Source organism: Pseudomonas sp. PAMC 29040 (assembly GCF_003994535.1).
Taxonomy (GTDB): domain Bacteria; phylum Pseudomonadota; class Gammaproteobacteria; order Pseudomonadales; family Pseudomonadaceae; genus Aquipseudomonas; species Aquipseudomonas paraversuta.
The window spans coordinates 188951-209840 of sequence record NZ_RZAA01000007.1 but is presented as its reverse complement, the minus strand read 5'-3'; the positions used below and the strand labels follow the sequence as shown (position 1 = coordinate 209840).

The 20890-nt window shown below is 60.1% G+C and carries 15 protein-coding genes; 4 read left to right on the top strand and 11 right to left on the bottom strand.

Going from position 1 to position 20890, the window contains the following annotated elements:
- Nucleotides 1–83 precede the first annotated feature (83 nt).
- The 5 genes from asd to leuC all read right to left on the bottom strand — a co-directional run bounded on the left by asd (nucleotide 84) and on the right by leuC (nucleotide 5344).
- The gene (gene asd / locus WG29040_RS14930; protein WP_003446161.1) at nucleotides 84–1196 is read right to left on the bottom strand and encodes an aspartate-semialdehyde dehydrogenase; all 1113 of its coding nucleotides are present in this window, start codon (nucleotides 1194–1196) and stop codon (nucleotides 84–86) included.
- A gap of 68 nt (nucleotides 1197–1264) precedes the next feature.
- A complete protein-coding gene (gene leuB, locus WG29040_RS14925; RefSeq protein ID WP_003446163.1) occupies nucleotides 1265–2347 on the bottom strand; it encodes a 3-isopropylmalate dehydrogenase in 1083 nt (360 codons plus the stop codon).
- A 67-nt stretch (nucleotides 2348–2414) separates the two neighbouring features.
- Nucleotides 2415–3182, bottom strand: a complete 768-nt coding sequence (locus WG29040_RS14920; RefSeq protein ID WP_127196444.1) for a class I SAM-dependent methyltransferase — start codon at nucleotides 3180–3182, stop codon at nucleotides 2415–2417.
- A gap of 88 nt (nucleotides 3183–3270) precedes the next feature.
- Nucleotides 3271–3915, bottom strand: a complete 645-nt coding sequence (gene leuD, locus WG29040_RS14915) for a 3-isopropylmalate dehydratase small subunit (RefSeq protein WP_003446167.1) — start codon at nucleotides 3913–3915, stop codon at nucleotides 3271–3273.
- 10 nt (nucleotides 3916–3925) lie between these two features.
- Nucleotides 3926–5344 carry a 3-isopropylmalate dehydratase large subunit gene (gene leuC / locus WG29040_RS14910; protein WP_003446169.1) on the bottom strand — a complete coding sequence of 473 codons (1419 nt, stop codon included), beginning with the start codon at nucleotides 5342–5344 and terminating at the stop codon, nucleotides 3926–3928.
- A 133-nt stretch (nucleotides 5345–5477) separates the two neighbouring features.
- On the opposite strand from leuC, the gene WG29040_RS14905 reads away from it, so the two are divergent.
- From WG29040_RS14905 to WG29040_RS14895, 3 genes are all read left to right on the top strand, one after another.
- Nucleotides 5478–6371 (top strand): LysR family transcriptional regulator, encoded by an 894-nt coding sequence (locus WG29040_RS14905; RefSeq protein WP_003446171.1) that lies wholly within the window; start codon nucleotides 5478–5480, stop codon nucleotides 6369–6371.
- 63 nt (nucleotides 6372–6434) lie between these two features.
- Entirely contained in the window at nucleotides 6435–9053 is a 2619-nt protein-coding gene (locus tag WG29040_RS14900) for a bifunctional diguanylate cyclase/phosphodiesterase (protein WP_003446173.1), read from the top strand.
- 214 nt (nucleotides 9054–9267) lie between these two features.
- Nucleotides 9268–10449, top strand: coding sequence for an acetyl-CoA C-acyltransferase family protein (locus WG29040_RS14895; protein ID WP_127196443.1), 1182 nt, complete (start codon nucleotides 9268–9270; stop codon nucleotides 10447–10449).
- A gap of 118 nt (nucleotides 10450–10567) precedes the next feature.
- On the opposite strand, the gene WG29040_RS14890 is transcribed toward WG29040_RS14895, so the two are convergent.
- On the bottom strand, nucleotides 10568–11434 hold the full coding sequence (locus WG29040_RS14890; RefSeq protein ID WP_127196442.1) for a pirin family protein: 867 nt from the start codon (nucleotides 11432–11434) through the stop codon (nucleotides 10568–10570).
- Nucleotides 11435–12521: 1087 nt separating this feature from the next.
- Between WG29040_RS14890 and WG29040_RS14885 the strand changes: the two genes are divergently transcribed.
- Nucleotides 12522–14957: a TonB-dependent siderophore receptor gene (locus WG29040_RS14885; RefSeq protein WP_127196441.1), complete on the top strand. Its 2436-nt coding sequence runs from the start codon at nucleotides 12522–12524 to the stop codon at nucleotides 14955–14957.
- A gap of 134 nt (nucleotides 14958–15091) precedes the next feature.
- Here WG29040_RS14885 and WG29040_RS14880 read toward each other — a convergent pair whose 3' ends face one another.
- The 5 genes from WG29040_RS14880 to WG29040_RS14860 all read right to left on the bottom strand — a co-directional run bounded on the left by WG29040_RS14880 (nucleotide 15092) and on the right by WG29040_RS14860 (nucleotide 20881).
- Complete coding sequence (locus tag WG29040_RS14880; protein WP_127196491.1) at nucleotides 15092–16918, bottom strand: glycoside hydrolase family 15 protein; 1827 nt, start codon at nucleotides 16916–16918, stop codon at nucleotides 15092–15094.
- The gene (locus WG29040_RS14875; RefSeq protein WP_127196440.1) at nucleotides 16911–17711 is read right to left on the bottom strand and encodes a glucose 1-dehydrogenase; all 801 of its coding nucleotides are present in this window, start codon (nucleotides 17709–17711) and stop codon (nucleotides 16911–16913) included. The genes WG29040_RS14880 and WG29040_RS14875 overlap by 8 nt, the downstream gene beginning before the upstream one ends.
- A gap of 200 nt (nucleotides 17712–17911) precedes the next feature.
- Nucleotides 17912–19168 carry a cyanide-forming glycine dehydrogenase subunit HcnC gene (hcnC, locus tag WG29040_RS14870; RefSeq protein WP_003446189.1) on the bottom strand — a complete coding sequence of 419 codons (1257 nt, stop codon included), beginning with the start codon at nucleotides 19166–19168 and terminating at the stop codon, nucleotides 17912–17914.
- A gap of 1 nt (nucleotide 19169) precedes the next feature.
- Nucleotides 19170–20567, bottom strand: a complete 1398-nt coding sequence (gene hcnB, locus WG29040_RS14865; RefSeq protein ID WP_010656925.1) for a cyanide-forming glycine dehydrogenase subunit HcnB — start codon at nucleotides 20565–20567, stop codon at nucleotides 19170–19172.
- Entirely contained in the window at nucleotides 20564–20881 is a 318-nt protein-coding gene (locus WG29040_RS14860) for a (2Fe-2S)-binding protein (RefSeq protein ID WP_003446191.1), read from the bottom strand. The genes hcnB and WG29040_RS14860 overlap by 4 nt, the downstream gene beginning before the upstream one ends.
- Nucleotides 20882–20890 lie beyond the last annotated feature (9 nt).

Genomic DNA, 20890 nt, shown 5'->3' with positions numbered 1-20890 from the left:
CGCCAGCGCGGCAGTAAAAAGCGCCACTCATTAAAAAGCCCGCCTCTCTTGCGAGAGGCGGGCCTGGCTGCAACCAGGGCGGATTAACGCTCCAGCAGAATCCGCAGCATGCGGCGCAACGGCTCGGCCGCACCCCACAACAACTGGTCGCCCACGGTGAACGCACCGAGGAACTGCGAACCCATGTTCAGCTTGCGCAGACGGCCAACCGGCACATTCAGGGTACCGGTTACCCGGGTAGGGCTCAGTTCCTGGATGCTGTCTTCACGATGATTGGGCACCAGCTTGACCCAAGGGTTGTGCTGGCTGATCAGACCTTCGATGTCGGCAATTGGCACATCCTTGTTCAGCTTGATGGTCAAAGCCTGGCTGTGACAGCGCATTGCACCGATACGCACGCAGATACCATCCACCGGAACCGGGTTCTTGAAGCGACCCAGGATCTTGTTGGTTTCGGCCTGGGCCTTCCACTCTTCGCGGCTTTGACCGTTTGGCAGCTCTTTGTCGATCCACGGGATCAAGCTACCGGCCAATGGCACGCCGAAGTTCTCGGTCGGGTACGCGTCGCTGCGCATCGCTTCAGCGACACGACGGTCGATATCGAGGATGGCGCTGGCCGGATCGGCCAGTTGATCGGCCACAGCAGCGTGGGTCGAACCCATTTGCTTGATCAGCTCGCGCATGTTCTGCGCGCCGGCACCGGATGCCGCCTGATAAGTCATGGCGCTCATCCACTCCACCAGACCGGCCTCAAACAGGCCGCCCAGGCCCATCAGCATCAGGCTGACAGTGCAGTTGCCGCCGATGTAGTTCTTGGTGCCCGCATCCAGCTGCTGGTCAATCACCCGGCGGTTGACCGGGTCCAGAACGATCACTGCGTCATCCTGCATCCGCAGGCTCGACGCTGCATCGATCCAGTAACCTTGCCAGCCTGCCTCACGCAGCTTGGGGAACACCTCAGTGGTGTAGTCGCCGCCCTGGCAGGTCAGGATTACATCGAGGGTTTTCAACTCTTCAATGTTGTAAGCATCCTTGAGCGGGGCGATATCCTTGCCCACAGACGGACCCTGTCCACCGACATTGGAAGTAGTAAAAAACACCGGCTCAATAAGATCGAAATCCTGCTCTTCCAGCATCCGCTGCATGAGCACAGAACCAACCATACCGCGCCAACCGACCAGACCTACACGCTTCATCACAACGACACCTTTAACAAAAAGTGGGGTCGTTACTTCCACCAACAGGAAGTAACGGGCCAGAGAGATTACAGATTCTGTAGCGCCGCGACTACTGCATCGCCCATTTCCTGCGTTCCGACCCTGGTGCAACCCGCAGACCAGATGTCGCCGGTACGCAAGCCCTGGTCCAGAACCAGGCTCACGGCCTGTTCAATGGCATCGGCAGCGGCGGTCTGATTGAAGCTGTAACGCAGCATCATCGAGACCGACAAAATGGTTGCCAGCGGGTTGGCAATGCCCTGCCCCGCGATGTCCGGCGCCGAACCGTGGCATGGCTCGTACATGCCCTTGTTGTTGGCATCCAGGGAGGCCGACGGCAGCATGCCGATGGAACCGGTCAGCATCGACGCTTCGTCCGACAGGATATCGCCGAACAGGTTGTCGGTTACGATCACATCGAACTGCTTGGGCGCACGCACCAGCTGCATCGCGGCGTTGTCGACGTACATGTGGCTCAGCTCGACGTCCGGGTAGTCCTTGGCCACTTCCTCGACCACTTCGCGCCACAACTGGCTGGAAGCCAGCACGTTGGCCTTGTCCACCGAGCACAGCTTTTTACCGCGCACACGAGCCATGTCGAAGCCGACCCGGGCGATACGGCGAATTTCGCTTTCGCTGTAGGGCAGCGTGTCATAAGCCTGACGCTCGCCGTTTTCCAGCTCACGGGTGCCACGGGGGGCGCCGAAGTAAATGCCGCCGGTCAATTCACGAACGATCAGAATATCCAGCCCGGCAACGATTTCCGGCTTGAGGCTCGAGGCATCTGCCAGTTGCGGGTAAAGAATGGCCGGACGCAGGTTGCCGAACAGACCCAGTTGCGCACGGATTTTCAGCAGGCCGCGCTCAGGACGGATATCACGCTCGATCTTGTCCCATTTAGGGCCACCCACGGCACCCAGCAACACCGCGTCGGCGGCACGGGCGCGCTCCAGGGTCTCATCCGCCAGGGGTACGCCGTGCTTGTCGATGGCTGCGCCGCCGAGCACGTCATGGGTCAGTTCGAAGTCGAGCTGGAACTTGTCATTGGCCAGCTCCAGTACTTTTACTGCCTGGGCCATGATTTCCGGACCAATACCGTCACCTGGAAGAATCAGAATCTGCTTGCTCATGGGTCTCTCGCTACCTGTCAGTTGATCCCCCCTGAGGGGTATCCATAATTTTTATTGTCTGGTGCTTTTATTTTTCACACCAAAGAACCAATACGTCGGTACTAAACGAACCATCAGGTTCGATTTCAAAATAATCGCGCACTTCAGTGCCCATGGATTGCTGCAACTCGCGAATGGCCACGCTCATGCTCACCGGTGTACGCATGCGCTCAATCCAGGAGCCGAACTCTAAACGCAAACGCTGACGCTGTGTGCTGCGGGTATGCAAACCGGCCTCACTGACCTGGCGCAGCCACTCGCCTGCAGAATAATCACGCACATGACTGGTATCGCGCAGCACCTCGACACTTTGCAGATAAGTATCGAACAGCGGGCTACCGGGCGACATCACGTCGATAAAAGCCGCCACGCCACCGGGTTTGAGCACCCGCCGCACTTCGCGCAAAGCCTGGCCCAGGTCGCTCCAGTGGTGAGCGGAATAACGGCTGAGCACGTAATCAAACTCGCCATCGGCAAACGGCAGACGCTCCGCCGCACCGCGCTGGGTGCTGATATTGCCCAGCCCGCGATCCTGGGCGGCGGCGCTGACGACATCGAGCATTTGCTGCGACAGGTCGTAGGCCACCACCTGGTTAACCAGCGCCGCCACATGAAAGCTGACATGACCGGCACCGCAGCCCAGATCCAGTACCCGGGCATCCTGCTTGCCGGACAGCTCGGCCTGTAGCAGGCCGAACTCGGTGCCTTGCGCATGCACGGCACTGCTCAGATAGGCCGAGGCCTGTTCACCGAACTGCTTTTGTACAACCTGACTGTGACGGGCGCTGCTGCTCATGTTGAAGTCCCTTGTTTGATGGGCTGCCCTGATCGCTGCAGCAGCGATCAGGGCCGGCATTACGCGATTCCTGTAGGAGCGAGCTGATTCAAGCGTCGCGAAACAACCAGGGCTGGCTCGCACGGTGCTTGCTTTCAAAGGCGGCGATGGCCACATCGTCCTGCAAGGTCAGGCCGATATCGTCCAGGCCGTTAAGCAGGCAATGCTTGCGGAAGGCATCGATCTCGAATTTCAGCACCTTGCCATCCGGACGCGTCACGGTTTGCGCCTCAAGGTCGATACTGAGCTGATAACCCGGCTCGGCCTCGACCTGGGCAAACAGTTCATCGACCTCGGCGTCGCTCAAAATGATCGGCAACAGGCCATTTTTGAAGCTGTTATTGAAGAAGATATCGGCATAGCTCGGCGCGATGATGCTGCGAAAGCCGTATTCTTCCAGCGCCCAGGGCGCGTGCTCACGGCTGGAGCCGCAGCCGAAGTTTTCACGGGCCAGCAACACGCTGGCACCCTGATAACGCTCGGCGTTGAGCACAAAGTCCTTGTTCAACGGGCGCCGGGAGTTGTCCTGGTACGGTTGCCCGACATCCAGGTAGCGCCACTCGTCAAACAGGTTCGGACCAAAGCCGGTGCGCTTGATGGATTTCAGAAACTGCTTGGGAATGATCTGGTCGGTATCCACGTTGGCCCGATCCAAGGGAGCGACAAGCCCGGTGTGCTGAGTAAAAGCTTTCATGCGCAGCTCCTTAAACCAATTCGCGGACGTCGATGAAACGACCGTTTACAGCGGCGGCGGCGGCCATCGCCGGGCTCACCAGGTGAGTACGACCACCGGCGCCCTGACGGCCTTCAAAGTTACGGTTGGAGGTCGAAGCGCAGTGCTCGCCCGACTCCAGGCGGTCCGGGTTCATGGCCAGGCACATCGAACAGCCCGGTTCGCGCCATTCAAAACCGGCCTCCAGGAAAATCTTGTCCAGACCTTCGGACTCGGCCTGGGCTTTAACCAGACCCGAGCCCGGCACCACGATCGCCTGCTTGATGGTGGAGGCCACTTTGCGGCCCTTGGCGACCACTGCCGCAGCGCGCAAGTCTTCGATCCGCGAGTTGGTGCACGAACCAATGAACACGCGATCCAGCTGGATATCGGTGATCGCCTGATTGGCGTTCAGGCCCATGTACTTCAAGGCACGCTCGATCGAACCACGCTTGACCAGGTCAGCTTCCTGCGCCGGATCGGGAACGTTCTGATCCACCGCCAGAACCATTTCAGGGGAGGTACCCCAGCTGACTTGCGGCTTGATCTGCGCCGCATCGAACTTGATCACGCTGTCGAAATGCGCGTCGGCATCGGAAACCAGATCCTTCCAGGCTTCCACGGCCAGATCCCACTCGGCGCCCTTCGGTGCAAACGGGCGACCCTTGACATAGGCCACGGTCTTTTCGTCCGCTGCAACCAGACCCACGCGGGCACCGGCTTCGATGGACATGTTGCAAATGGTCATGCGCCCTTCAACCGACAAATCGCGAATCGCACTGCCGGCAAACTCAATGGCATGACCATTGCCGCCTGCGGTACCGATTTTCCCGATCACTGCCAGCACGATGTCCTTGGCGGTCACGCCGAACGGCAATTGACCTTCAACCGAGACCAGCATGTTTTTCATTTTCTTGGCCACCAGACACTGGGTGGCGAGCACGTGCTCCACCTCGGAAGTGCCGATACCGTGGGCCAATGCGCCAAATGCACCATGGGTCGAGGTGTGCGAATCACCGCAAACCACGGTCATGCCCGGCAAGGTCGCGCCCTGCTCGGGGCCGATCACGTGAACGATGCCCTGGCGGATGTCGTTCATTTTGAATTCGGTGATGCCGTACTCGTCGCAATTGTCGTCGAGGGTTTGCACCTGCAAACGGGAAACCTGGTCGGTAATGGCCTCAATCCCGCCCTTGCGCTCCGGCGTGGTCGGTACGTTATGGTCCGGGGTCGCGATGTTGGCATCGATGCGCCAAGGCTTGCGCCCGGCCAGACGCAGACCTTCAAAGGCCTGCGGCGACGTCACTTCATGAATGATGTGACGATCGATGTAGATCAGCGCCGAGCCATCGTCGCGCTGCTTGACCAAATGCGAATCCCAGAGCTTGTCGTAGAGCGTTTTGCCGGCCATCAGACGGTTTCCTCATCAGCTACTTTTCTGTGCCAATAACCACTTGGCTTGTGAGGTCGATCCTATGGCGTTACAGTTAATAACTCAAATTCATAATTTTCATGCTTTGGATAACCAACAGGAATTCGAATAGATGGATCTCGCGAATCTCAATGCTTTTATCGCTATTGCTGAAACCGGGAGCTTCTCCGGGGCTGCCGAACGCCTGTTCCTGACCCAGCCGGCGATCAGCAAACGCATCGCCAGTATCGAGCAGCAACTCAAGCTCAGGCTGTTCGACCGGCTGGGCCGCGAAGTCAGCCTGACCGAGGCCGGGCGGGCCTTGCTGCCGCGGGCCTACCAGATCCTCAACGTCCTGGACGACACCCGCCGGGCGCTGAACAACCTCAACGGGGAGGTCAGTGGCCGCCTGACTCTGGCCACCAGCCATCATATTGGCCTGCACCGCCTGCCGCCCCTGCTGCGCGAGTTCACCCGCACCTACCCGAAGGTCGCGCTGGATATTCAGTTCCTGGATTCAGAAGTGGCCTACGAAGAAATTCTCCACGGCCGCGCCGAACTGGCGGTCATCACCCTGGCCCCGGAGCCCCATTCGCTGATTCGCGCCGTGCCGGTGTGGGATGATCCGCTGGACTTCGTAGTCGCCCCCGAACATACCCTCACCCGCCGTTCGAAGGTCAGTCTGGCCGACATTGCCCACCATCCGGCAGTGTTTCCGGGCGGTAATACCTTCACCCACCATATTGTCCAGCGCCTGTTTGAAGCCCAGGGCCTGACGCCCAATATCGCCATGAGCACCAACTACCTGGAAACCATCAAGATGATGGTCTCCATCGGCCTGGCGTGGAGCGTCCTGCCGCGCACCATGCTCGATGAGCAAGTGGCATCGATCGAGTTGCCCGGCATTCAACTGACGCGCCAGCTAGGCTACATCGTGCACACCGAAAGAACCCTGTCCAATGCCGCACATGCCTTCATGAAACTACTGGATGCCCAGGTCGACAGGGGTCACAGTGAGCAACCCTGAGATCGCTCCAGCGGTTCAGAAGCAAAACCGTCTCAATGGATCGAGATCCAAGGATCGCAGTCAATGCCATACCAGAGATATACCAGCCTCCCCCTAGACGGTTTGACTGAGGTTGACCCGATATCGCTGGAACACGGCAGGCAAAACAACGGGTCAGCGCAGCCCTGGTACTGGGACATTGAAACGGGGCTCATCAACAATGCAAGCCATCGGCGCACACGCCAGCAAGCGCTCAACAACTCAGAACAGCGCTTCGCCACACTCTTTCATTTATCGCCCCACATGGTGCTGCTGGTGCGCATCGAAGACGGGTTGATCAGTGAGGCCAACCATTGGTTCGAGAGCCTGCTGGGCTGGCCGTTAAACCAGGCAATCGGGCGTACGACCATCGAACTGGGGATCTGGCCAGATCCCCGGCAGCGCAAACAATTCATCAAGAACATACGCAGCAAAAATGCCTCGGTGAGTATGGAAGTCTGCCTGCAGGGCCGTGATGGACAACTGCACGACGGCATCCTCAGCGCACAAAAAGTCGAACTGGAGGGCGAGGCCTATCTGGTCAGTACCTTCCTGGACACCCGCAAAAGCAAAGAAGTCGAGCAAGCCTTGATCGACAGTCAGGAGCGCCTGGACCTGGCGCTGGACTCGGCACAACTGGGTACCTGGGACTGGCATATCCCCAGCGACAGACTCTACGGCTCGGCCCGTGCCGCCCAACTGCACGGCCTGCCGGCAGAACCGTTCAACGAGTCATTCGAAGCGTTCTTCGACGGTGTGCCCGAAGCCGAGCGTGACAATATGCGCGACACCTATCGCACACTGCGCGAAGGCCCCGCCGGGAGTTATCAACTGACCTATCGGGTGCCCGGCGAGAACGACACTTCACGCTATATAGAAAGTCGTGCCCGGCTCTATCGCGACGCTGAAGGTCTGCCCCTGCGCATGGCCGGGACCTTGCTCGACATCACCGAGCAAGTGGAGCGCGAACAACGCCTGAGTGCCTCCGAAGACAAATTTGCCAAGGCATTCCACTCCAGCCCCGATGCCATCACCATCAGCGAACTTGCCACTGGCAACTATCTGGAAGTGAATGACGGCTTCAGCCGGCTGACCGGATACAGCAGCGCCGAGGTGATTGGCCGCAGCCCTTACGAACTGGGGATCTGGGGGCATAGCTCACAGCGTCAGGCATTACTCGACGAGATCAAGGAAAAGGGCCGTATCCGCAACCGGGAAATACTCGGGCGCTCCAGACGTGGCGCCCTGCTCAACCTTGAGATATCCATCGAACCGATCACCCTTAATGACACCCCCTGCCTGTTGCTTACTGCCCGCGACATCAGCCAGCTCAAAGCGGCCCAGGCCCAGGCCAGCCACCTGGCCTACCACGACCCGCTGACCAACCTGGCGAACCGCTCGTTGCTGCTGGAGCGCCTGAACCATCAGACCGAGCTGCTTGAACACCATGATCTGCGCGGGGCGCTGTTGTTTCTGGATCTGGATCACTTCAAACACATCAACGACTCGCTCGGGCATCCGGTGGGCGACTCGGTGCTGAAAATCATCACCGCCCGGCTCGAGGCCAGTGTCCGCAGCGAAGACACCGTGGCACGCCTGGGCGGTGACGAGTTTGTAGTACTGCTGACCGGTCTCAAGGGTTCGCTGCAAGCAGTCACGCTTAATGTTCTGCGTACTGCCGACACCTTGCGCGAGCTGCTGGCCGAACCCATGTTTCTCGATGGCCAGCGCCTGCAAGTAACCCCCAGCATCGGCATTGCCTTGCTGCCCGACCACGGGATCACCGCGACAGACCTGCTGAAACGGGCCGACATTGCCCTGTATCGGGCCAAGGATTGCGGGCGTAATACCAGCCAGCTATTTGATTTTTCCATGCAGGCTGCGGCCAGCGAACGCATGAACATGGAAAGCGCTCTGCGCACAGCGTTGGCACGCAACGAGTTCAGCCTGCACTTTCAGCCCCAGGTCGACGCCCGGGAAAACCGCATCGTCGGCGCTGAAGCACTGCTGCGCTGGCAGCACCCGCAACTGGGGGCACAATCCCCGGCCGATTTCATCAAGATCCTCGAAGACAGCGGCCTGATTCTGGAAGTGGGCGCCTGGATTCTCGATGAAGCCTGCCGTTCGTTCGGCAAATTGTTGCGCGAAGGCCTTATCGACCCCCAGGCATTCAGCCTGTGCGTCAACATCAGCCCCCGGCAGTTTCGCCAAAGCGACTTCGTGGAACAGGTCAAGCGCAGCCTGTTGCACCATGACCTGCCCTGCTCGATGCTCAAGCTGGAAGTCACCGAAGGCATCGTGATTCAGAATCTGGAAGACACCATCGCCAAAATGCAGGCGCTCATCGCGTTGGGAGTGAGCTTTGCGATGGACGACTTCGGCACGGGCTACTCCTCGCTGACCCATCTCAAACGCCTGCCTGTGGACACCCTGAAAATCGACCAGTCGTTTGTGCGCGACGCCATTAACGCCCCCAACGATGCGGAAATCATCCGCGCCATTGTTGCCATGGCCCGCAGCCTGAAAATCAAGGTGGTGGCCGAAGGCGTCGAACAAGCGGCCCAGCTCCAGTTTCTGCAGAGTATTGGTTGCCATCTGTACCAGGGCTACCTGCACAGCCGGCCGGTGCCTCTGGCCCAGTTCCGCAAACTGCTGCAACACTGACCCCACCTGAAAACCCCGCCCCCCCTGTAGGAGCGAGCTTGCTCACGAGCTGTTCCAACCCGGCACGAAGGGCTATCGGGCACGTTCGCTCCTGCATCCCATGGCCCACATCCCATGAAGAGCGGATTTACCCTGCAAACGGACTACTCTGTGCCCCCTGGCCCCATGAAATAATCCAGCCTGTTACGAGTCAGAAAAATAATAAGGACCTACCATGCAAACCTCCGAGATTTTCATCCTGGGCGCCCGGCGCACCGCCATCGGCACCTTTGGCGGTGCACTCAAGGACGTCGCCCTGGGCGATCTGGCCACCACGGCAGTCAAGGCCGCCCTTATCGCTAGCCAGGTCGATCCGCAACGCATCGGCCACGTGGTGATGGGCAACGTGATCCCAACCGCCCCCCAGGACGCCTATCTGGCACGAGTGGCTGCAATCAACGCCGGCATCCCCAAGCAAACCCCCGCGTACAACGTTAATCGCCTCTGCGGCTCGGGCCTGCAGGCGATCATTTCTGCCGCCCATACCCTGATGCTCGGCGATGCTGATTTCGCCATCGGCGCCGGGGCCGAGTCCATGAGCCGCGGCCCGTACTTGCTGCCATCCGCCCGCTGGGGCGCGCGTATGGGCGATGCCCAGGTGCAGGATTACATGCTGGGCATTCTCCACGACCCGTTCCACGGTATTCACATGGGGATCACTGCCGAGAATATTGCGCAGCGCAACCATATCAGTCGCGAGGTACAGGACGCCCTGGCGCTGACAGACCAGCAGCGTGCCGCCCACGCCATCGCCCAGGGTTATTTCGACAGCCAGATCGCTGCCGTCGAGGTTAAAAGCCGCAAAGGCAGCGTCTTGTTCGACGTTGACGAACACCCGCGGGCTACCACCCTGGAACAGCTTGGGCAAATGAAGCCGGCGTTCAAAAAAGACGGCAGCGTGACGGCCGGTAACGCCTCGGGGCTCAACGACGGCGCCGCTGCGCTGGTGTTGGCCAGTGGTGCCGCGGTCAAGGCTGACAACCTCGCGCCTGTTGCACGCCTGGTGGCCTATGCCCACGCCGGGGTAGAACCTGAACTGATGGGGCTGGGCCCCATTCCGGCGACTCGTCTGGCGCTCAAGCGCGCAGGCTTGAAGATCGGCGACATGGACGTGATTGAAGCCAATATCGCCTTTGCGGCCCAGGCCTGTGCGGTGATGCAAGAACTGGAAATGGACCCGGCCCGGGTCAACCCCAATGGCTCCGGTATCGCTTTGGGCCATCCAGTGGGTGCCACCGGCGCGATTATCGCCACCAAGGCCATCCACGAACTGCACCGGATAAAAGGCCGCTATGCGCTGGCCACCATGTGCATCGGTGGCGGTCAGGGCATAGCGGTTATTTTCGAGCGAGTCTGAACCCGTAAATGACCGTAGTCGCTGCCGAAGGCTGCGATGGACTGCGTAAGACCTGCTGGTAACAGCGAAGGTCCTGCGGCCCTTGTCGCAGCCTGCGCCAGCGACTACGGCTGGCTTGTTACACCGGCATCCGGCCAAATTTCCCCGACTGGAAGTCGATGAAGGCCTGATGGATTTCAGCTTCGGTGTTCATCACAAACGGACCGTGCCCCACAATCGGTTCGTCAATGGGCTCACCGCTCAAGATCAACAGCACCGCATCGTTATTGGCCTCAAGACGAACCTGAGCCCCGTCGCGGGCAAACAGCGCCATTTGTCCTTCGCGCACCACTTCCTGGCCATTGACCTCGACCGCACCGTGCAGCACCACCAACATGGTGTTGCGGCCCTGATGCAGATCGAGGGTGGTCGACTTGCCCGCGTTCAAGCGGATATCCCACACGTCGATCGGGGTGAAGGTACGGGCCGGGCCGCGCTGGCCGTCGAACTCGCCGGCGATCAAGCGCAGCCGGCCGGCACCGTCCTTGAGCGCCAGTTCAGGAATGTCGCGGTCGACGATACCCTGATAGCCAGCCTCGGCCATCTTGTCTTTGGCCGGCAGGTTGACCCACAGCTGCACCATTTCCAGGGTGCCGCCACTGCGGGCAAACGCCTCGGAATGGAACTCTTCATGCAGGATCCCCGACGCAGCGGTCATCCATTGCACATCACCGGGGCCGATAACCCCGCCGTTGCCGGTGGAGTCCCGATGCTCGACTTCACCTTTGTAGACGATGGTTACCGTCTCAAACCCACGATGGGGATGCTGGCCTACACCACGACGCTCGGTAGTGGGCGTGAATTCCGCAGGCCCGGCGTAATCAAGTAACAAGAACGGGCTGACGTGTTCACCCATGCTGTCGTAGGAAAATAACGTACGAACCGGAAAGCCATCACCGACCCAATGCGCACGTGGAGCCGTATAGACACCCAGAATGTTTTTCATGTTGCACCTCCTGTAAATCATGGCAACAAGGATAGATTCGTATCACCCATAAGACTAGACAGCATAAATAGCACTCAGCGTTCCATACATAGAACGACCCTGCCACCCATATCCCTGTATGGCTCCGACACAAATCCGGGCCCGCATCGCTGGCAAGCCAGCTCCCACAGAAGCTGTCCCCACATACCCCTGCAGGAGCGAGCTTGCCTCGCGATGGCTCCGATACAAACCCGGGGCCCGCATCGCTGGCAAGCCAGCTGCCACAGTAGCTGTCCCCACATACCCCTGTAGGAGCGAGCTTGCCTCGCGATGGCTCCGATACAAATCCGGGCCCGCATCGCTGGCAAGCCAGCTCCCACAGAAGCTGCCCCCACATGACCCTGCAGGAGCGAGCTTGCCTCGCGATGGCTCCGACACAAACCCGGAGCCCGCATCGCTGGCAAGCCAGCTCCCACAGAAGCTGCCCCCACATAACCCTGTAGGAGCGAGCTTGCCTAGCGATGGCTCCGACACAAACCCGAGGCCCGCATCGCTGGCAAGCCAGCTCCCACAGAAGCTGTCCCCACATAACCCTGCAGGAGCGAGCTTGCCTCGCGATGGCTCCGACACAAACCCGGAGCCCGCATCGCTGGCAAGCCAGCTCCCACAGAAGCTGTCCCCACATACCCCTGCAGGAGCGAGCTTGCCTCGCGATGGCTCCGACACAAACCCGGGCCCGCATCGCTGGCAAGCCAGCTCCCACAGAAGCTGTCCCCACATACCCCTGCAGGAGCGAGCTTGCCTCGCGATGGCTCCGACACAGATCCGGGGCCCGCATCCCTGGCAAGCCAGCTCCCACAGAAGCTGCCCCAACATAACCCTGTAGGAGCGAGCTTGCCTCGCGAGCTTTATATCGAGCCCGGATTGATTGCCAAGCGAATGCGGGAATCTTGAAAAGCTCGCGAGGCAAGCTCGCTCCTACAGGGTTTGGGGATTGCTCTGCAAAATCAAATCCAGCCAATTCAGTCGCTTGTTTCCGGTTTAACCCGCGTGCTGCGTCTTATAACTATTCGCATCAATCATTCCCCTCCCGGAGCCTCGGCACGCAATGCAACGATCCAATTTGAACCGTACCCTGTTAAGCAGCGCACTGCTGGCCTCGGCACTGCTGGGCACACCCATGGCTCTGGCCGCGCCGGTCGTGCTGAATATCCCGGCACAACCGCTGGCCAGCGCCCTGAACGAGTTCGGCAAGCAGACCAGTCTGCAAGTGCTCTACAGCCCGGATCAGGTACAGGGGATCAGTTCGCACTCCGTCTCGGGCTCACTGGAGCCGATCAAGGCTCTGGAAGCCCTGCTGCAGGGTAGCGGCATTTCATACCAGCTCAATGGCGACACGCTGATTCTCAATGTCGCCCAAGGCCAAGGCCAGGGCCTGGAGTTGGGTGCCACCACCATTTCCGGCCAGGGCCAGGGGGCGTTGCTGACCACAGAGGACACGGGGTCCTACACCACTGCCGCCAGCAACAGCTCGACCAAACTGCCGTTGTCGATCCGCGAAACCCCGCAGACCGTGACCGTAATTACCCGCCAGCTCATGGACGATCAGGCGGTCCAGAGCATCGGCGATGTGCTGCGTAACGCGCCGGGCATTTCGACCCAGGCCTACGACAGCGACCGCATGGAATATTCGGCCCGCGGCTACGCCATCACCAACTTCCAGTACGACGGCGTGAACGCCCGCTATGACGGGGTGTTCGATGAGGGCGCGACCAAGGTCGACATGGCCCTGTATGACCGGGTTGATATCGTCAAAGGCGCCACCGGCCTGCTGTCCGGCTCCGGCGAACCCTCGGCTACGGTCAACCTGATCCGCAAAAAACCGACCCGCGAATTCAAGGCGTCGGTGACTGCCAGCGCAGGCTCCTGGGACAACTACCGAACCGAAGGCGATATCTCCGGCCCGTTGAATGAAGACGCCAGCGTGCGCGGGCGCCTGGTCGGGGTGTATCAGGATGCCGATTCGTATCTGGATCACTACTCGAAAAAGAATGATGTGTTCTACGGCATCCTCGAAGCCGATATCACTCCCGATACCCTGCTGACCTTCGGCATGGACTATCAGAACATCAAGCCCCGCGGCTCGTCCTGGACCGGCAACCCCTACTACTTCTCCAACTACAGCAAGACCGACTTCAGTCGCTCGTTCAACCCGGCCACCGACTGGAGCCGTCGCGATGTAGTCGCGCAGACCACCTTCGCCTCCCTGGAACACCGTTTTGCCAATGAATGGAAAGTCAAAGGCAGCCTGACCCAGCAAACCAACGACCACGACACCCAACTGGGATCGGCCGGTGGCGGCATGCCGGACCCGGTCACCGGCGACGGCATGTTCTTCTACTGGGGCAAGTGGGAAGGTCACCGGGTGCAAAACACCTTCGACCTCAATGCCAGCGGCCCCTTCAGCCTGTTTGGCCGCGAACATGAACTGGTGGTCGGTGTTACTTCGCAGACCTCCCGCCAAACCGGGGCAACCTTTGATGCCAGTGAATTCGGCAAGGTCCCCGGCAGCATCTTTGACTGGAAGGGTGATTACCCGAAACCCTACTTCCCGAAAAACGGCAAATACCAGACCAACGAAAACCAGAACAGTGCTTACCTCGCTGCGCGCTTCAGGCCGACCGACGACCTGTCGCTGATTCTCGGCAGCCGCGTGAGCGACTTCCAGTACAACGACACGCGCACGTACTACGTGCAAACCCCCACCTTCAGCGACAACAAGACCACCTCCAAACAGCACGGCAAAGTCACGCCCTACGCTGGTGTGGTGTATGACCTGAACGACACCTACTCGGCGTACGCCAGCTACACCTCGATTTACAAACCGGTCACCGAGCGCAGCAAGTCCGGCACAACCCTGGCGCCCACCGAAGGCAACAGTTATGAAATCGGTTTGAAGGGTGAATACTTCGACGGCCGCCTGAATGCCAGTGCCGCGGTGTTCCGCACCGAGCAGAAAAACCTGGCCGTCTATGCAGGCATCGACGCTGCCAACCAGACCTACTATGAGTCCGTCGACGGAGCGACCACCAAAGGCATCGAATTCGAGCTGGCCGGTGAACTGATGCCGGACTGGAACCTGATGGCCGGTTACACCTACGCCCAGACCAAAACCGCAGATGGCGGTCGTCTGTACGGCTACCCGCTGGAAACCACCAAGCCTGAAAACGTGGCGCGGGTATTTACCACCTACCGCCTGCCGGGGGTGTTGAACAAAGTTATCGTGGGCGGTGGTGTCAACTGGCAGAGCCCGTTCTACGGCAAGATCTATAACGATGCCAAGGGTGACTACGACATCATCGAGCAGCACAGTTACGCGCTGGTCAACCTGATGACCCGCTACGAGTACAACGAGCACCTGAGCTTCAACCTCAACGCCAACAACCTGTTCGACAAGAAATACCTGTCGGGCCTGGGCAACTTCAGCACCACCTACTACGGCGAGCCGCGCAGCCTGATGCTGACCAGCAAATACATCTTCTAAAAGCCGGCCCCGCATCGCTGGCAAGCCAGCTCCCACAAGTATTGGGTGCAGCGCGGGCCGTAACCCTGTAGGAGCGAGCTTTTCAAGACGCAGAGCTCGCGAGGCAAGCTCGCTCCTACAGGGTCAGGGTTGGGTCAGGGCTGCCACTGGGGCTTTTGGTGGTCGAGCTTTCGGTCCAGAAAGCTCGCCGCGCTGATCAACGCCAAATGGGTCAAGGCTTGCGGGGTATTGCCCAAATGCCTGGCATAAAGGTCGAACTCTTCGGCATACAGCCCCAGCGGGTTGGCGTAACGCAATAACTGTTCAAATTCCAGATGCGCCTTTTCCACTTGCCCGGCCCTGGCCAGGCATTCCACGTACCAGAAGGAACAGGCGGCAAACGCACCTTCTGTGCCTTGCAGGCCATCCAGGCCACTGTCGTCATTGCGATAGCGATAAACCATGCCATCACGCACCAGACTCTTTTCAATGGCCGCAAGGGTCGCCAGCCAGGCCGGATCTTTCGCTGCGACAAAACGCACCAGCGGCATCAACAACATCGAACCATCCAGCGCCGTGCCGCCCTTGTACTGGACAAAATGGCCGCGCTCGGCATTCCAGAAGTTCTGCCAGATGTCAGTGTGAATCTCTTGCCGGGTCTCGTTCCAGCGGGAGAACGGCGCAGGCAACGAGCGCTTGGAGGCCAGGCGAATGGCACGGTCCAGCGCCACCCAGCACATCAGCCGGGAGTGCAAAAAGTGATGCTTCTCGCCGCGCATCTCCCAAATCCCCACATCCTCCTCCTGCCAGGTCACGCACACGTGATCGACAATCTGGGTCACATGCTGCCAACCCTCATGGCTGATGGCCTCGCCGTATTTGTTGGTCAGGTACACCGCGTCCAGCAGCTCACCAAAAATATCCAGCTGCACCTGATCAAATGCGCCGTTGCCAATCCGCACCGGCCTGGCGCCGCCGTATCCGGACAAGTGGCTCAGCTCTACCTCGGGCAAATCATTGCGGCCGTCAATGCTGTACATGATGTTCAGCTTCAGGGGCTGGTCGCAGCACTCCCCTACCCGGCCACGCAGCCAGCGCATAAAGCCATTGGCCTCATCGACAAAGCCCAGGCGCATAAAGGCATAAACCGTGAAGGACGCATCACGAATCCAGGTATAGCGGTAATCCCAGTTACGCTCGCCCCCCGGGGTTTCCGGCAAGCCAAAGGTGGCGGCCGCAATGATCGCGCCCTCCTTGCGCGAGGTCAGCAGCTTGAGGGTCAGGGCCGAGCGGTTGATCATTTCCCGCCAGCGTCCGCGATAGATCGACTGTGCGATCCACTGCCGCCAGAATTGCAGGGTGCGCTGTAATGCCAGGTCGCTGGCGTCCACTTTCACCCGCTCATCGTCAACTGCACCCAGTACAAACTCGGCCGTTTCACCCTCCGCCAGGGTGAACGTGCTACAGGCCGCTTGCTCCGCAACCGTCAAGGGAACACTGGAGGCCAGTCGAAGACCGGGCTGCCCCTCGGCGTCGAAGCACACATCCTCACCATCGGCACGGGCTTTGGTGGCCGCGCGGGCGTAGTCATGGCGAACCGCGCAGCGCAGCAAAAAGGTGGCGCTGCCGCTGACCACGCGCACGCGGCGCATCAGGAGCGGCAGTTGATCATCGTGGTCACTGACCGGCAGCAAATCGGTAATTTCCACCACCGCTTGCGGCGCCAGCCAGCGGGTCTGCAAAACGTTGGTGTCGGGGAGGTAAATTTGCTCGCGGCGGGCATCGGCTATCTGCGGGGCCAGTTGAAAAATCCCTGCCTGGGGGGTGTCCAGCAGTGAGCAGAAGATGGCAGGACTGTCGAACTCGGGCCAACAGAAAAAATCCACACTGCCCTGGTCATTGACCAATGCCGCAGTGCGCATGTCGCCAATAATGCCGTGTGCCTCGATCGAGCTTTGCAATTCGTCCTGGATGTTAACCATTGTCACGGAACTCCGGATAAAGGCTCATGCCGCCATCGATAAACAAGGTAGTCCCTACTACATAATCCGAGGCATCGCTGGCCAGCCACACCACCGCGCTGGCCACATCCCCGGGTTCACCGACGCGACCATAGGGGATCAGTTTCAGCAGTTGCTTCTCGGCCGCGCCTTGGGTCACGTCGCGATTGATTGCCGTGCGAATGGCCCCGGGGGCAATGCCGTTGACCCGGATCTTTTGCTCGCTGACTTCCTGCGCGAGGCTGCGCATCAGCATTTCGACGCCGCCCTTGGAGGCTGCATAGTTCACATGCCCGGCCCAGGGAATCAGTTGGTGCACAGAGCTCATATGAATGATTTTGCCTGCTGCACAGGACACGCCTTCACGAACGCCCTGACGGTTGAAGATCTTCAGGGCTGAGCGCGCGCACAGGAACTGGCCGGTGAGATTGACACCGATGACGGTGTTCCATTGTTCCAGGCTCATGTCGGTAATTGCGGCGTCTCTCTGCAGCCCTGAATTAGCGACCAGAATGTCGAGATAGCCGAAAGCATCCAGGGTTTGTGCAAACAGGCGTTCAACTTCAGCCTCTTTCGATACATCGGCGCCCAGGGCAATGGCTTTGCCGCCTGCGGCGTTGATTTCGTCTGCCAGTGCCTGGGCGGGAGCTGCCTGGGAGTTGTAGTTGAGGACCACCGAGGCACCGGCAGCCGCCAGGGCCCGGGCGCTGGCAGCCCCCAGCCCGGAACTGGCCCCGGTGACCAGGGCGACCTGATGCGCGAGAGAAATCTGCATGGTTGTCTGCGCCTGCTTTATGAATGGGCATAACGGCTGACCCATGCAGGGCTACAGGAGTTCAAAGCGCAATATTGGCGTTACCTGCACAACCCGCAATCACCGCAGTCGCTGCCGAAGGCTGCGATCCACGGCGCAGCCTTGGCAGATCGGGGATCGCAGCCTCGTTTTTCGTCAGCGACTACAAGCCCTGACGCCCTTCAGGCGCCTATCACTTTTTTTAACCCCACCGGTTGCAGGTTAAACCTGTCCGCCAGAAACGGCGTGACATCCAGCGGCAACGGTTGATCACGCACCAGCGCATCCAGCATGACCCCGGTGATCGCCGAGGTCAGGATGCCGGTACGGAAATGCCCGCAGGCGTTCAAGTACCCTTCAACCCCTGCCATCGGCCCCAAAATCGGCAGTTCATCCGGCGATCCCGGGCGCAACCCGGCCCAGGTGCGCTTGAGGTTGACGTCTTTGAGCTCTGGAATGCAACGCATCGCCCCCTGCACCAAACCGGCAATCTCCGGGAAGGTGGTGCTCACGTCGAACCCCTTGTCTTCGGTGGTACTGCCAATCAGGATTTCTCCATTGTCCTTTTGCGCCAGGTAACAGTCGCTGGTGGTCAGGCAGCCGTTAAGCAGCTTGGGCATGCGCTCGGTCAAGACGATCTGGCCCTTGACCGGCGCCACGGGGATGCTCAGGTCCGTGGCCATCACGCTGAGTTCTGCGGCCCAGGCGCCGGCAGCATTGATCAGGGTCTTGCAGTGAAATGCACCCTGGTTGTCAGTGCGTACCCCCACCACCTTGCTGCCCTGACGCAGCACCTCGGTGACGTTGCTGTTGAAGTACAGGTCGACGCCATTTTGCCGCGCACCTTCGGTGTAGGCATCGGTCAGCCGGAACGGGCTCACCTGGTGGTCACAGAGAAACTCCAGCGCCCCCAGGGCGTCATGGCTGACGCTCGGCTCGGACTCGCGCAAGGCAGCCTGGTCAAGCCAGCGCACCTCGTCGCTCAGGTGCGGGATGTTGGCAACGATATGCTCGGCGTAGAGACGGTCTTCATCGTCGTAAATCACGTACTTGAGCCCGGTACGCTCGAACTTGAAGTCCATGCCGTGCTTTTCGATCATTTCCTGATGCAGGCCCGGGTACAGCGCATTGGACTGCAGGGCGAAATCAAAGAAACACTCCGGCAGGATATGCGGGGTGCTGGAATCGACGATCACCGCCGTACCCTGGGCTTCACGCTTGCGCTCGGCAGACATCATGCGAAAAAAGATCACTCCGCAGCCAAGCCCGACAGACTCGCCGATGGCCCAAAGACCACCCGCCGACGCGCGGCTGGCATTGCCCGGGCGCTTGCAGTCGATCATCGCCACTTTCAGGTCTTTGCGACGGGACAGGTGGTAGGCACAGGAAGCACCGATAACGCCACCACCGGCGATTACAACGTCATATGTCTTGATCATGTCAGGCATCCTTGCAGGCATTGGTAAAAGCCGAAAACGGCACCGGTTCCAGCGGAAAACGCGGGCGCAACCAGCCCACATCCTGGCGGCCGGTGGACTCGCGCAGGCGATCACTGCAGTAGCCGACGCACATCCGGCCCTGACAGTCGCCCATGCTGACCCGCGTGCGCATTTTCAGGCTGGCCATGTCCTGCACCCCCTGGCTAAGGGCCAGGTCGATGTCGGCTCGGGTGACGTTCTCGCAGCGGCATACCACTGTGTCCGCCTGGGGCAATTCGATCTGGCGCGTACCGCGTTGGGTATAGCGATCGATGGCGCCACGAAAGCGCACGATGGTGTTGAGCCGTGAAAGATAAACCCGTCGCTGGGCCCGGGCCTGTTTCTCGCTCAGAACCCCGCGCTGGAGCAAAATCGATAACGCCGCGATCCGCCCGGTGAGCATCGCCGCTTCACCGCCGCGCATGCCGGTGACATCACCGGCCAGGTGGATGTGCGGCTGATTGCTGCGCTGCCAGGTATCGGCTTTGACAGCCAGGTAGCCGTCGACGTTGTAGGCGTGATCAAGACCCATTTGCTGAGTCAGTTGCGTACGGGGGATAAAGCCGTAGCCCACCGCCAGCGTACGGGCCATGACCGGTTGCGCCTTGCTCAGGTCCGGTTGCCAGGTGCCGGAGTACGGCGCCACTATGACTTCGCTCAGCTCGCCGTCACCCCGCGCCTGCACTACGCCCCAACCGTAACGCACGGTCACGCCGTGGCGCTTGAGGTACATCAGCATGCTCAAGCCGTCGAGAAACAGCTGGGGCTGGTTCAGCAGCGCCAGGCTTTCCTTGGCAATCCGGGTAAATTCACAGGCCTCATACACACCGGCCACTTCAACACCCGCCGCGTGCAACTGGCACGCCACCAGCATCAACAGCGGCCCGGTGCCGACGATCAGCGTCGGCCCACGGGGTTTGACCACGCCACTTTTGATCTGCAGTTGCAGACCGCCAAGCATGATCACGCCGGGAATGGTCCAGCCAGGAAACGGCACGCTGCGCTCATGGCACCCGGCGCCCAGCAGCAGCTGGCCGAAGCCGACTTCCTGCAGACGTTCATCCGGGTCCAGCACTTGCAGGCTGTGTTCGCCCTGCCCGCCGACTACGCGGTGGTTGAGGCGCACATCAACTGAGTGGGCAATGTCGGCAAACTCTGCGTGCAGTTTGTGCAGTGCATCCTTGTAGCGCTCCCCCAGATAGTCGAGCTCGACACCTTCACGCAATGGCCCGCGATAAACCACGCCACCCAGTCTGGAGGCTTCTTCCAGCAAGGTGCTGCGCACTCCATGCTGCGCCAGCTCGATAGCTGCCGAAATAGCCGCCGGACCACCGCCGACAATCACCGGATCCGGGCTCATAACACAGCCTCTTGTGCAGTGACCCGGTTGGTCCCGGTTTCCACGCTCATCCCCGGCTGCACCAGGGTCTGACAGGCCCGGCGTTTGTGCCGGCCATCGATCTTGACCAGGCAGCAATAGCACACCCCCATGCCGCAATAAGCACCATTCATTTCACCGTGATCATTCGGTGACAACTGGCGCACCCCCACTGCATTCAACACGCTGAGCACGGTCTCTCCTTTAGCTGCATTTACCGCCTGCCCATTGATCAGGATCGACATGTCAGCCTTTATCAAAGGTTGAATGTCGTACTGGCGGTTCAAGTCATCCATGTCTGGTAT